The 13820-nt window shown below is 69.4% G+C and carries 9 protein-coding genes; 7 read left to right on the top strand and 2 right to left on the bottom strand.

What is annotated here, in order from left to right; translation table 11 throughout:
* Positions 1-74: 74 nt before the first annotated feature.
* The 5 genes from BZB76_RS08325 to BZB76_RS08305 all read left to right on the top strand — a co-directional run bounded on the left by BZB76_RS08325 (position 75) and on the right by BZB76_RS08305 (position 9646).
* On the top strand, positions 75-1496 hold the full coding sequence (locus tag BZB76_RS08325; protein ID WP_121433724.1) for an LCP family protein: 1422 nt from the start codon (positions 75-77) through the stop codon (positions 1494-1496).
* A 38-nt stretch (positions 1497-1534) separates the two neighbouring features.
* Complete coding sequence (locus tag BZB76_RS08320) at positions 1535-2701, top strand: acyltransferase family protein (RefSeq protein WP_246006825.1); 1167 nt, start codon at positions 1535-1537, stop codon at positions 2699-2701.
* A 57-nt stretch (positions 2702-2758) separates the two neighbouring features.
* Positions 2759-3880, top strand: a complete 1122-nt coding sequence (locus tag BZB76_RS08315; RefSeq protein WP_121433722.1) for an acyltransferase family protein — start codon at positions 2759-2761, stop codon at positions 3878-3880.
* A 59-nt stretch (positions 3881-3939) separates the two neighbouring features.
* Positions 3940-6171, top strand: coding sequence for a bifunctional glycosyltransferase/CDP-glycerol:glycerophosphate glycerophosphotransferase (locus BZB76_RS08310; protein ID WP_211342907.1), 2232 nt, complete (start codon positions 3940-3942; stop codon positions 6169-6171).
* A 73-nt stretch (positions 6172-6244) separates the two neighbouring features.
* Positions 6245-9646 (top strand): bifunctional glycosyltransferase/CDP-glycerol:glycerophosphate glycerophosphotransferase, encoded by a 3402-nt coding sequence (locus tag BZB76_RS08305; RefSeq protein ID WP_170180548.1) that lies wholly within the window; start codon positions 6245-6247, stop codon positions 9644-9646.
* Here BZB76_RS08305 and BZB76_RS08300 read toward each other — a convergent pair.
* Positions 9556-11001 carry a hypothetical protein gene (locus BZB76_RS08300; protein ID WP_147449371.1) on the bottom strand — a complete coding sequence of 482 codons (1446 nt, stop codon included), beginning with the start codon at positions 10999-11001 and terminating at the stop codon, positions 9556-9558. The two genes, BZB76_RS08305 and BZB76_RS08300, sit on opposite strands and share 91 nt — an antisense overlap.
* Positions 11002-11107: 106 nt before the next feature.
* Here BZB76_RS08300 and BZB76_RS08295 point away from each other — a divergent pair, with 106 nt between their 5' ends.
* Positions 11108-12121 carry a CDP-alcohol phosphatidyltransferase family protein gene (locus tag BZB76_RS08295; protein WP_337959742.1) on the top strand — a complete coding sequence of 338 codons (1014 nt, stop codon included), beginning with the start codon at positions 11108-11110 and terminating at the stop codon, positions 12119-12121.
* A gap of 18 nt (positions 12122-12139) precedes the next feature.
* Here the strand turns inward: BZB76_RS08295 and BZB76_RS08290 are convergent, their stop codons facing one another.
* Positions 12140-12958 (bottom strand): class I SAM-dependent methyltransferase, encoded by an 819-nt coding sequence (locus tag BZB76_RS08290; protein WP_211342906.1) that lies wholly within the window; start codon positions 12956-12958, stop codon positions 12140-12142.
* A 102-nt stretch (positions 12959-13060) separates the two neighbouring features.
* Between BZB76_RS08290 and BZB76_RS08285 the strand changes: the two genes are divergently transcribed.
* A complete protein-coding gene (locus BZB76_RS08285; protein ID WP_121433718.1) occupies positions 13061-13756 on the top strand; it encodes a winged helix-turn-helix transcriptional regulator in 696 nt (231 codons plus the stop codon).
* Positions 13757-13820: the final 64 nt, after the last annotated feature.

The raw sequence follows: 13820 nt of genomic DNA, 5'->3' as shown, positions 1-13820 counted from the left end.
TTGCCCGACGCCACCTCGTCCCACCCGGAACCACCGATCCCGGAACCCACCGAGCACACCCGGACCCGGAGCCGATGAACAGCAACCCGATGTACATGGAGTACGTCGACGACGCCGATCCGCAGCAGGCGCCGCGACGCGGCTGGCGCATCCTCGGATGGGTGTGCATCGGGCTGTCGGCGGTCATGGTGGCCGGCTCCCTCACCGCCTACGGCCTGTACCGCAGGGCGTTCGGGAACATCTCGCACGAGGACGTCAACGCCCAGCTCGGCCCCAACCGGCCGAAGAAGCTGAACAGCGCGATGAACATCCTGCTGCTCGGGTCCGACACTCGTGAGGGCGCCAACGCCAAGTACGGGCGGCGGCTGAAGAACGAGCCGCCCCGCTCGGACACGATGATCCTGCTGCACCTGTCCCCCGGCGGCGGCCAGGCGATGGGCATCAGCTTCCCCCGCGACCTGATGGTCCGGATGCCGTCCTGCAAGGGCCGCGACGGCCGGGTCGTGCCGGCGCAGTCCCGGGCCCAGATCAACTCGGCGTTCACCAACGGCGGCGCGGCCTGCGTCATCAAGACGATCGAGAGCATCTCCAACATCCGCGTCGACCACTTCATGCAGGTCGACTTCAACGGCTTCAAGGCCATCACGAACGCGGTCGGCGGCGTTCCGGTGTGCCTGCCGAAGGCCGTCAACGACCCGCAGTCGAAGCTGAAGCTCGGCAGGGGCCGGCACAACATCAAGGGTGAGACGGCACTGGCGTACGTGCGCGTCCGGCACGGTCTCGGCGACGGCTCCGACCTCGACCGCATCAAGCGCCAGCAGAAGTTCATGGGCGCCCTCGCCAACAAGGCGATGAGCGCGGGCGTGCTGAGCAACCCCAAGAAGGCCCTCGACCTGATGAACGCGGTCACCAAGTCGCTCACCACCGACAAGGAACTGACGCCGCAGGTCATGATGGACATCGCCCGGGAGATGCAGGGCATGACGTCCGGCAAGCTGCGGTTCGTGACCGTGCCGTCCGGGCCCGACCCGCTGGACCGCAACCGGGTGGCGCTCAGCTCCGCCGCCCAGCCGTTCTTCGCCGCCGTCCGCAACGACAGGACCATTCCGAAGCAGCAGAAGCCGGGCGCCTCCACCATCCCGCCGAGCCAGATCCGGGTGCGGGTCTACAACGGCAGCGGCATCGACGGCCAGGCCGGACGTGTCGCCGCCGACCTGGAGTCGCAGGGCTTCCACGTGGAGGTGGGCGGGAACGCGCCGTCCGTGACGTCCGCCACCAGGGTGCTGTACGGTTCCGGTGCCGACCAGCAGGCCCTGTCGCTCGCCGCGCTGATCCCGAGCAAGCCGCAGCCGACGGCGCGCAACCGCGGCGCCACGCCCGGCGTCGTCGACCTGGTGGTCGGACGCGACTGGACGAAGCTCAACAACGCGGGCGGCGGCATCCCCAAGCAGCAGGGTGAGATCAGCGCCAGCGAGGACATCTGCAAGGAGACCTGACCCGGGCAGTCTGTATGAGCCACACCACCGGGCCCTCTGTGGCCGAGACGGAAGCGGGAGCCGATCGGCGGCCTCCCGCGGACGCGACGGAGACCGCGAACCCCGCGGCCGGGGCGGCGGGCACGGTCCCGAAGGCTCGTCCGGGCAAGCAGCGCGACCCGTTCTTCGACAACGCCAAGTACTTCGCGATCCTGCTGGTGGTGGCGGGGCACGCCCTGGCGAACCTGCTGAGCGTCCCGCTGGCGAAGGGCCTGTACATCTTCGTCTACATGTTCCACATGCCGCTGTTCATCGTGATCACCGGCTACTTCTCCCGGAACTGGACGTTCTCCGGAGGCAAGGCCCGCAAACTCATCACCAACGTCGGCGTCCCCTACGTTGTGTTCGAATTCGCCTACTCACTGTACGACTGGCTCGCGGGACGCAACGTCCTGGAGATCAGCCTGCTGAACCCGTATTACCTGACGTGGTTCCTGTGCGCGCTGTTCATGTGGCGGTTGTCCACGCCGGTGTGGCAGCAGATCCGGTGGCCGCTCGCCGTGGCGGTGGCGTTCTCGCTGCTGGCGTACATGAGCGACCTCGGTGGAACGTTCGACATCCATCGGGTGATCGGGTTGCTGCCGTTCTACGTGCTCGGTCTCACGCTACGGCCGCACCATTTCGAGCTGCTGAAGCGACCGGCGGCGCGGCCCGTCGGAGCGGTGGTGCTCGCCGGTGGGCTGGGCTTCACCTACATCGCGATGAACCACATGTCGCGGGGTTGGATCTACTGGAAGCACCCCCACGCCGAACTCGGCGTCGGCAACGTCGCCGGCACGCTGATGCGGCTCGCCATGTTCGTCTGCGCGGTCGCGCTGGTGGCGGCGTTCCTCACCCTGATCCCGCGCGGCCGGTACTGGTTCACGGGCCTCGGCGCGGCGACGTTGTACGCCTACCTGCTGCACGGGTTCGTCATCCGGCTGCTGGACTTCACCGGCTGGTGGGACGCCGCCTGGATGCACACCCCGCCCGGCGTGGTCGTCGTGACCGGCGCCGCGCTCGCGGTCGGGACGGCGCTGTGCACAAAACCCGTCGTCCGGTGCATGAGCTGGGCCCTGGAACCCAAGATGACCTGGGTGTTCACTCCCCTGCGCAGGCCGGGCGGGCGGACGCGCGACCAGGTCCCCTCACCGAACGGACCACGGATCCCCACGGTGAGTGACTAGAGTCGCCCTGGCTCCACCTCCCGCACGCCCGCACCCCCTGATGAGGCTTTCGGAGACATGACCGGCATCCTCCACCCACCCCAGCAGCCACCCCAGCAGCCACCGCAGCAGCCGCCCGAGCGGACGGCGCCGTCCGACACGGTTCCCGACGCGGCCCCGCGGCAGCGCGATGCGTACTTCGACAACGTCAAGTTCTTCCTGATCCTCCTGGTCGTGGTCGGCCACTTCTGGGAGGTGTTCAAGAAGGACAGTTACGCGGTGGACGCGGCCTACTCGGTGGTCTACGGATTCCACATGCCGTTGTTCGTGTTCGTCTCCGGCTATTTCTCCCGGGGCTTCATGCGGTCCACGGACAAATTCCGCTCCATCTTCCCGACGCTGGTCCTCCCGTTCGCGATTTTCAACGCCCTGTACGCCTCACTGGGTTACCTCAAGAGCGACTCGCTTCCGCTGCACACGTTCTTCCGTCCACAGTTCCTGATGTGGTTCCTCGTGGCGCTGGTGTTCTGGCGGCTGAGCGCTCCACTGTGGTCGCATCTGCGTTATCCGGTCGTGGTGGCGGTCGTGTTGAGTTTGATCGCCGGCAGTTGGAGTTTCAATTCCGACACGACTCTGTGCCGGGCCGCGGGCCTGCTTCCGTTCTTCGTCCTCGGTCTGACGATCCGACCCGAACACGTCCACGCGCTGCGGAACCGGGGCTGGACGCGCTGGGCGGGCCTGTTCGTGCTGCTGGCGGCGCTGCCCGTCGCCTACGTCTGGCAGCGCGGGACCGTCGTACCGCCGATCGAGCACGGCGTCCGGCTGTGGAACCGGGGCTACGAGTACATGGACTTCACCATGCCGGAGGGCATGGCGTACCGGCTGCTCGCGATGGTGTTCGCCGCCCTGCTCGGCGCCGCGTTCCTCGCCGCCGTGCCGCGCGGACGCGCCTGGTACAGCAGGCTCGGCACGCGGACGATGTACGTCTACCTACTGCACGGCCTCGCGGTGAAGGCCCTGTACAACCTGGGGGCCTTCGAGGGGCGCTTCATCGGGAGCCCGCCCGGCCTCGTCCTCGTCACCGTCGGCGCGCTCGCCTTCGGTCTGCTGCTCGCCACGACTCCCGTGGTGCGCCTGGCGCGCCCGTTCGTTGAGCCCAAAGGTCACGGGATTCTCAAGCAAAAGCAACGCGCCGCATAAGATTCAACGGCCTCTTGCGGGTATAGTTCAGGTTCACCGAGTAGTCGATTGGCCAGCGCGTGAGCAGTGACCAGAGCGTCTCGTTGAGCGTCATCGTACCCGTGCACAAAGTGCAGGGGTATATCCGGCAATGTCTTGATTCGATCCTTGATTCCGACATTTCCAACCTAGAGGTTATAGCGGTCGACGATCATTCTCCGGACGGCTGTGGAGAGATTCTCGACGAGTTCGCCGAACGCGACCCGCGCGTCCGGGTCCGGCATCTCACCGAGAACGTGGGGCTCGGACACGCCCGCAACATCGGCCTCGACATGGCGACCGGCGACTACGTCTGGTTCTTCGACAGCGACGACCACGCCACCGAGGGCGCCGTCCGCGCGATCTGCGAGCGGCTCGCCGAGACCCGTCCCGACGTGCTCGTCTTCGACTACGCGCGCTCGTACTGGAGCGGCAAGGTCAAGCGCAGCGTCATCAACGACCTGTTCCGCGAGCCGCCCGCCCCCGACGTGTTCACCCTCCAGGAGCGACCGAGCGTCCTGGAGATGATGATGACGGCCTGGAACAAGGCCATCCGCCGGGAGTTCCTGCTCGACCTCGGGCTGCGGTTCAGCGGCGGCTACTACGAGGACGTCAACGTCACCTACCCGATCCTGATGGCGGCGGAGCGGCTCAGCCTGCTCGACCGGGTCTGCTACATCTACCGGCAGCGCCGTCACGGCGCGATCACCAAGACCACCGGCGCCAAGCACTTCGACGCGTTCGCGCAGTACGACCGCATCTTCGCGTTCATGGACGGGATGGGCGAGAAGGCCGACCCGTTCCGGCATCTGATGTTCGACCGGACGATCTGGCACCTGCTCGTCATCATCGAGCGCGAGGACCGCGTCCACGAGTCGGACAAGGCACGCTTCTTCGCCGAGATGTCCAAGACCTACCACCGGCACGAGCCCCCCGGGCACGTTCCACCCGACCCCGACGACAAGCCGTTCCTCGCCGACAAACACCGGATGATCAAGGCGAACGACCACCGGGGGTTCGAGAGGGTCCGGGCCGCCGAGGCCAAGGCCCAGGCCACCCGGCGCAGGCACCGCAAGGTCGGCCGCCTCGGTCGGCGCGGCGTGCGGATGTCCAAGGAACTCGCCAAGGACCGCTACTACCGGATGCAGACGCGGCTCCCGGTCGAGGAGGACCTCGCCGTGTTCGCCGCCTACTGGTACCGCGGCTACGCCTGCAACCCGGCGGCGATCTACGAGAAGGTCCGGGAACTGGCCCCGGACGTCCGGCCGGTGTGGGTGGTGAAGCCGGGGGCGCGCTCGTCCATGCCGGACGGCGTCGACCACGTGGTCGCCGGGTCCCCCGACTACTACCGGACGCTCGCCCGCGCGAAGTACTTCGTCAACAACGTCAACTTCCCCGACTTCTACGTGAAGCGGCCCGAGCAGGTGCATCTGATGACCCAGCACGGGACGCCGCTGAAGAAGATGGGCCTCGACCAGATGGAGTATCCGGTCGGCGCCGGAGACATGGACTTCGAGGCCCTCATCACCCGGTCCGACCGCTGGGACTTCCTCATCTCGTCCAACCCGCTGTCGACGGAGGCGTGGGAACGCGGCTTCCCCTGCGGCTACGAGATGCTGGAGATCGGCTATCCCCGCAACGACCGCCTGGTGACGGCGGGCGGCGACCCGGCCGAGCGCGCCCGGCTGCGCGCCGAACTCGGCCTTCCCGACGACGTCACCGCGATCCTGTACGCGCCGACCCACCGCGACTACCAGCGCCGGTACAGCCCCATGTTCGACATCGGCCGGGTCATGGAGCGGCTCGGCGAGGGGCATGTGCTGCTGCTGCGGGCGCACTACTACTACAAGATCAAGAACTTGGCGGAGGATCTCGGCTGGCCGCAGGACCGGGTGGTGGACGTGTCCGGGCACCGCTCCGTCGAGGACCTCATGATCGTCTCGGACGCGCTGCTCACCGACTACTCGTCGGTCATGTTCGACTACGCCAATCTCGACGACCGGCCGATCGTGATCTACGCCAACGACTGGGAGACCTACCGGCTCACCCGCGGCGTCAACTTCGATCTGACGGCCACACCGCCCGGCGTCGTCACCACCACGGAGGACGAGCTCGTCGACGCGTTCGCCTCCCGCGCCGCGTGGAGCGACGCCGCCGTGAAGGACCGCGCCGACTTCCGGGCGCGTTTCTGCCCGTGGGACGACGGGCACGCCGCCGAACGCGCCGTACGGCGGATGTTCCTCGGCGAGAAGGTGCCGAACCCGCCGCGATGACGCGCGGCGCTCGGCGTCCGGCAAGACATCCCCGGGTCGACGGCCCGGCGCACGGAGCGAAGGAGTGGCCCCCTTGTCCGCCAGCAGGATCAGCGTCATCGTGCTCTCGCATGGAGCCGGGGACTCCCTGCCCGCCACCCTGGAGTCGCTCGCGGCCCAGTCGCATAAGGCGTTGGAGGTGCTCGTCCTCGACGACGGCACCGGCGCCACCGCCATGGCCGTCCTTCCCGACGACCGGTTCCGGATCGTCCGGAACGGCGCGCCGAGCCGGGGCGCGGCACGCGACCTCGGCGTCGCCGCGAGCACCGGCGCGTTCCTGATGTTCGTCGACGGCGGCGACGAGCTTCCGGTGGACGCCGCCGCGGCCCTCCTGGCAACGCTGAGCCGGTCGGGGTCGGACATCGCGGTCGGGCGTGACGCCGTGCGCAGATGGACGGGCCAGGTGTCGCAGTGGCGGCCACGGCAGGGCGCCGTCGCCCCCGTGACCGGCACCGACCTGCGGTGCAGTCCGGAGCTGGTCCGTGCCCGGGCCGTGTCCGGCAAGCTGTTCCGGCGGTCGTTCTGGACGGCGCACGAGCTGCGGTTCCCCGACGTCGGCCGGTACGAGGACCTGCCCGTGACCGTCCAGGCGATGCATCTGGCCACGGCGATCGACGTGCTGCCGGACGTCGTGCTGCACCGCCGGCGCCGCCGGTTCCCCGCGACGACGGAGGCGCAGGAGATCGCGGACGGGTTCGGCGCCGTCGCGCTCGCCACGGCCTGGCTGGACGGCACGGGCCACACCAGGTCACTGCGGCGGCTCCAGGGCCTCGCCGTCGCCGAGGAACTGCGCGTGTTCCTGGACGCGCTGCCGGACGTGCCCGCCGAGGAACGCGACCAGGTCGTCGCGCAGGCCGCCGCGTTCGCGTCCGAGGTTCCCGCGAAAGTGCTCGCGGGCGCGTCCGCCCTGACCCGGCTGAAGTGGCATCTCGCGGCCACGGGCCACACGACCGAACTGGTGAAGGTCGTCCGGTACGAGCGGGGGAAGGCGTCGCCGTCGATCGTCCGCGACCCGGTGCGCCGGTACGTCGTGTACCCGTACTGGAAGGACTCCTCGCTCGGCGTGCCCCGCGAGGTGTACCGGGCCCGCAGGGAGGTCAAGCTGCGGGGCCGTGTCCATGCGGTGACCTGGGAGGGCGACCGGCTCACCGTCACCGGTGAGGCCTACATCAACGCCGTCAGCATGCGCCGACGCTGGACGTCGGTGAAGACGATGACGCTCCGGTCGGGCCGGAGAAGGATCGTGCTACGGGCCCGGCAGACCCCGAGGCCCGGGAAGACCTCCGGTTACGCCGGGTTCGAGTTCGGGTTGGACGTCGCCCGGCTCCGCGACCACGGCCGATGGGTCGAGGGCACCTGGGACGTCCAGGCGTCGGTGTTCAACGCGGGCGTGCTCCGGCGCGGCCCGCTGCGCGGCGGCGGCTCCGGCAGCGGCGCGCACCCGCCGTACCGGTATGTCGCGGACGACGTGCGTGTCGTTCCGCTGATCGAGGACGACCGTCTCGTCGTGATGGTCGAGAAGGTTCATACGAAGGCGACCGCGCTGCGCTGGGACGGCGACGCGCTGGTCGTCGAGGTGACGGCGCCGGGGAAGGCGCCCGCCGACCTGGAACTGACGCTCGGCGACGACCTCGTCCATGTCCCGGTGACCGCGACCGAGAGCGGGTTCACGGCACGGATCGTCCCGGCGGTCCTCGAAGGCGTCGACGTCTCTCCCGACCGGATCGACGACACGCGCGACTGGGCGGTCTCGGTCGGCGGGCGGCCGCTGGTCCTCGCCGAAGGGGTCGAGGACGCCGAGCGGACGTTCGGCGCGCTGGAGATCATGGCGGGTCGCGGCCCCAGCGGCTACCTGCGGGTCCGCCGCACCACGACGCGGCTCGTCGTCGGCGACTGCACCTGGCGTCCCGACGGGACGCTCCTGGTGACCGCGACGCACACCGCCCACGACGGCGGGCGGCTCGTGCTGCGCGGCCGGGGCCGCCGCAGGGAGCACGCGTTCGACCTCGTCGCCGACGCGTCGTCGGGCGTGCTGAGGGCGCAGGTGCCGGTGGCGGCCGTGCCGGGTGTCGCGGGTGTCCTTCCGTTGCGTCCGGGCCGGTGGGACGTGCTGTTCCGCCCGCCCGGCGGCCGGGCGCTGACCGTCCGGCTGTCGCCGCATGCGCAACGGCACCTGCCGGAGCCGCTGGAGGCGGCACGGCGCGGCTACGCGCTGGAGGGACGTGACGGGCGCCTCACCCTGTCGGTGACCGGCGACGTGTCGCCGGAGGAGAAGAGCGCCGGGCCGAGGTACCGGGAGGAGGCCCGCCGCCGCGTGGCCCGCACCGGGTTGCGGGACGCCGTTGTGTTCTCCTGCTTCAGCGGACGCCAGTACTCCGACAGCCCCAAGGCGATCCATCGGGAGCTGCTCCGCCGGGGCACCGGCCTCGAACAACTGTGGGTGGTCAACGACGCGCAGGTGGAGTTGCCGAACAGCCTGCGGGCCGTCCGGCTGAACGGCAGGGAGTGGAACGAGGCGCTGGCCACGTCCCGCTACATCGTGACGAACCACAGGCTCGGCGACGCGTTCCAGCGCCACCCCGACCAGGTCGTCCTCCAGACCTGGCACGGCACCCCGCTGAAGAAGATCGGCAAGGACATCAAGGAGGTGCACTTCGCCTACACGCCCGGGATGAAGAAGGCGCTCCAGGCGAAGTCGACCGGGCCGACCGTCCCCGAGTGGTCGCATCTCCTGTCTCCGAACCCGTTCAGCACGGCCATCTTCCGCCGGGCGTTCGGGTTCGACGGCGAGATGCTGGAGGTCGGCTACCCGCGCAACGACCTGCTGCACAGCCCCGACGCCGCCGCCGTCGCCGCGAAGGTGAAGGCACGCCTCGGCGTCCCCGAGGGGAAACGCGTCGTCCTCTACGCGCCGACATGGCGTGACGACCAGTACTACAGCCGTGGCCGGTACAGGTTCGACCTGCGTCTCGACCTGGAACGCGCCCGTGCCGCCCTCGGCGACGACCACGTTCTCCTCGTCCGGTTGCACACCAACGTGGTCGACGGCGTCACCGAGGACGAGCACGGTTTCGTCCGGGACGTGTCGCTGTACCCCGACATCACGGAGCTGTACCTGATCTCCGACATGCTGGTCAGCGACTACTCGTCGGTGATGTTCGACTACGCCAACACCGGCCGCCCGATGCTGTTCTTCACCTACGACCTGGCCGACTACCGCGACCGGCTCCGCGGCTTCTACTTCGACTTCGAGGCCGAGTCACCGGGCCCGCTGGTGGAGACGTCCGACGACCTGATCGACGCGATCCGCGACATCGACGCGGCGACCGCGGGTCACCGTGACCGTTACCGCGACTTCGCCGCCCGGTTCTGCCCGCTCGACGACGGCAGGGCCGCGTCCCGCACCGTCGACCGGGTCTTCGGGACGTCCCGCTGAAACAGCGCGAAGGCGAGCGCCACGCACGCGAACGGAACCGCGGGTTGTACGTACCGGTAGTCGAAGTCGGCGGTCGCCGCCGGAATGACCAGCAACGCCAGACATGTCCCCCACGGCAGCAGGGCACCCGTCGTCCAGTCCCGGACGGCGCCCTTCACCCGCCACCGCCCCTCAGACCGAACATGCAGCAACACGCCACCAAGCCCCCCGAGCAGCAGAACGCCGAGAATGGTGCCCGGCAGAACGACACGTTCCTGGTACTTCAGCATCCATGCCGACCACGGATCGACGACCTTCGTCCTGCCTCCGGGCCCGTACCTCCCCGCGATCTCCGCCTGCTCGTAGCTCCAGGCCTCCCCCTCGGGGAACTCGTACTGCCGCCACGTCCACGGCGTCGGGTAGGCCACCCGCCGCCACTCGAAGGCCCGCAGGGTGTCGTGGACGACGACCTTCGCGTAGTCGCCGGGCTGCGCCTTGATCGCCTCCCGCGCGAACTCGCCCGCGAGCGCGTTGCCCCGCTCCCCGTAGATCCAGCCGGGAAGGTCGCGGAACGGGGAATCACCCGTCCACAGGGCGGCGAACGGCCGCGACACCCGCGGGTTGCTGCGCTCCGGACACATGATCTCCAGTTCGGGACGCGGCTTGATGACGCGACAGTCCGCGAACGTGGCGGTCCGTCCGTACAGCCAGACCTGTTCGGCCTTGGCCATCTTGAACTCACCGTGAGCGGAATGGAACCAGACCACATAGCAGCCGACCGGCACCGCGAACGCCACCGCCGCGACCGCGACCCGCCACCCCGCGCCCCGCACCACCATCGCCACGAGGATCACCGCGATCAACGGCAGGCCCGCCGCCCTGGTGATCGCCGCGAATCCCGTGCACAGCCCGGCCAGGGCGCCCAGCCACCAGGTCGTCCGGCGCCGCCACAGCACCGCCGCCACGGCCGCGAGCAGCAGAAAGGCGAACAGCGAATCCGACATGAGCATGTGCTCGAGCGCGACCTGATGAACCGGCAGAAGCACCGGAACCGCCAACAACGCCCCGAGCCACGCCACCCGCGCGACACGCCACACCATCAGATACACGAGCACGCCCGTGAGCAGCCCGATGACGTGCTGCACCGACACCAGCACCGTGAAACTGTGGAACGGCTTGAGCGCCCACAGCAGCAGGGAGTACCCGGACGGCCGCGTTTTGCTGGGCCGCAGCTCGATCGCCGCCGTCAGGTATCCCGGCGAGTCACCGAACCACAGCGGCGAGGGATAGCCCTTGACCGCGACGACACGCACGACCACCGCCACCGCCACCACGCAGGCGAACGGCAGATGAATCAGGATGGACCGGGAACGCATCCCCAAACCGCTACCCGCCGTGATGATGAACAACCGGCGCACCGCCACGACTCGACGACAATCCCTCAGGCCGCAACCGGACAGCGATACCATCGGACGGCTTCCGATGACGAAAGGGCACTCCATGGCGAACTTCACGCTCGACGACGTTCGGCAACGGACGTACAAGGCGCGTGACGCCTGGTGGACGGTACTCCTGGTCGATCCGCTCGCGTCCCGACTGGTCAAGATCACCGCTAACCGGACGCGCGTCACCCCGAACCAGCTCACCGTCGGCGCGCTCGTCCTCGGCCTGGCCGCCGGCGCCTGCTTCACCCAGGCGTCCTGGCCCTGGCTGCTCGCCGGCGCCCTGCTCTACCACCTGTCGTTCACCCTCGACTGCATGGACGGCAAGATCGCCCGGTTGAAGGGCACGGGCTCGGTGTTCGGCGCCTGGCTGGACTACATCTTCGACCGCGTCCGCGTCCTCGCCTGCGCGATCGCCCTGATGGGCGGCCAGTACCACGCGACCGGCGACACGGCCTATCTCTGGACCGCTCTAGCGGTCGTCTTCCTCGACATGCTCCGCTACATGGACGCGCTGGAGATCTACAAGGTCCGCGCCGAGATGCGGCGCAACCTCCTCGCCGCCCGCGAGGAGGCCCGCACCCTCGAACTCGCCGCCCGCCGCGCCAACGGCGAGGTCCTCGACGACGACTTCGACCGCGCCGAGGACCTGGCCGGCGACGCCGACATGGAGGACCGCGTCCTCGGCGACGACCCCGCCAACGCGGCCCTCCAGCAGGGCTTCTACCAGCGCTTCCCCTGGTACATCCGGGTCCGCAACGTGTTGAGGAGCGGCCGCATCCGCCCGCACCTGTTCAGCGGCATCGAGTTCCAGATGGGCGTCTTCATCGTCGCCCCCCTCATCGCCACCGTCGTCTCCGGCGCCATCATCCCCGTAGTGGCCGTGAGCGCCGCCGGCCTGCTCGCCTTCGAACTCATCATCATCTACAAGTTCTGGCTGGCCGCCCGCGACTACACCCGCACCCTCAAAACCCTCAACACCAAGATCGACACCTACCGCGCGAGCGTGCCCGCCCAGTACGACCACACCGGCGCCACGACCAGCACCGGCTGACCCGCGCGGCCCGTCCGGTCAGCCCCGGCGGCGAGCGGTCACCAGGAGGTACTCCCAGTTCATGGCCAGGGTGGAGGTGCCGTGGTCGTGGTCGCGGGCCAGGTCGGCGAGGGCCTGGTCCAGGGCGGCGACCTTGTCGGGGTCGTCGGCGATGTGCTGGTAGACGGCGATGGTGGGGCCGTAGCGGGTCTTGAAGTAGTCGCGGAAGTCCTCGGGGCCGTCGAAGGCGTCCACGCGTACCGTGCGGCGGTCGGTGGTGATGTCGGTGACCTCGTCGCCGAGGAGTGAGCGGACGTGTTCGGGGTCGCCCCACAGGGGTGGGGGCTGGGCGCCCGGGGGCGGCGGCGGGGCGTAGGGGCGCATCACGGCGAACATCTGGCCGATGAAGCCCTCCGGCGTCCAGTTGAGCAGACCGATCGCGCCGCCCGGACGGCAGACGCGCAGCAGTTCGTCCGCGGCGGGCCGGTGGTGCGGCGCGAACATGATGCCCACGCAGGACAGGGCGGCGTCGAACTCGGCGTCGGCGAACGGCAGCGCCTCGGCGTCGGCCTCCCGCCATTCCAGTTCGGCGCCGCGCCGGGCGGCGTCCGCACGGCCGGCGTCCAGCAGTTCCGGTGTCAGGTCGCTCGCCACGACCTTCGCCCCGGCCAGTGCGGCGGCGATCGCGGCGTTGCCCGAGCCCGCGGCGATGTCCAGGACCCGGTCGCCGGGTTTCACGCCGGTCGCCTCGACCAGGGTGCGACCGAGATCCGGGATGATCTCGGCGGCCAGGGTCGGGTAGTCGCCCAGCGCCCACATCTTCCGATGTTTCGCTTTGACGGTGTCGGTCGTCGTCATGACGGCTCCTCTCGTGTCATGTCGGCCACGCTATGGAGCGGTCGGACGCGTCTCTAGTACAGGATCTGTACTGGGGGGTCGGCGGCGGTTTAGCCTGCGGGCATGGGGGCCTCTTATTACCAGTTCTGTCCCGTCGCCAAGGCGATGGAACTGCTCGACGAGCGGTGGACGCTGCTGATCGTCCGGGAGCTGCTCTCCGGCAGCGAGCGGTTCAACGAGCTGCGCCGGGGCGTTCCGCGCATGTCGCCGACGCTGCTGTCGAAGCGGCTGAACCAGCTCGTCCGGGCGGGTGTCGTGGAGCGGCGGGCCGAGGGGAACGACGCCCGGTACGTTCTGACCCCGGCGGGCGAGGAGCTGCGGCCGGTCGTCGAGGCGCTCGCCGTGTGGGGCGTCCGGTGGATCGGGGAACTCGGTGACCAGGACCTCGATCCCCGGCTGCTGATGTGGGACATGAGACGCAAGGTCGATCACGAGGCCGTGCCGGACGGGCGGACGGTCATCGAGTTCGTCTTCCCGGACGTCCCCGCCCGCGAGCGGTGCTGGTGGCTGGTGGTGACGCCGGGTGAGGCGGACGTGTGCGACGCCGATCCCGGCTTCGACGTGTCGGTGACCATCACCGCGGACCTGCGGCAGCTGACCCGCGTGTGGCGGCGTGACCTGCCGTGGTCGGACGCCCTGCGCACCGGGGCCGTCCAGGTCCGGGGGCCCGAGGAACTCCGTCGCGCGGTCCCGGGCTGGTTCACCCAGACGCTCTTTCCCACGGTCCACCACGGTGGCCGGATGGTGACAAGAAGATGACTTTGGGTGAACGGTGGGTGGGGCTTGGCCGTCCAACTCACGTCCCCCGCCGTGTCGAATTCGA

The organism is Actinomadura pelletieri DSM 43383, assembly GCF_003634705.1.
Lineage (GTDB): Bacteria > Actinomycetota > Actinomycetes > Streptosporangiales > Streptosporangiaceae > Spirillospora > Spirillospora pelletieri.
This window is presented reverse-complemented; position numbering and strand designations above follow the sequence as displayed.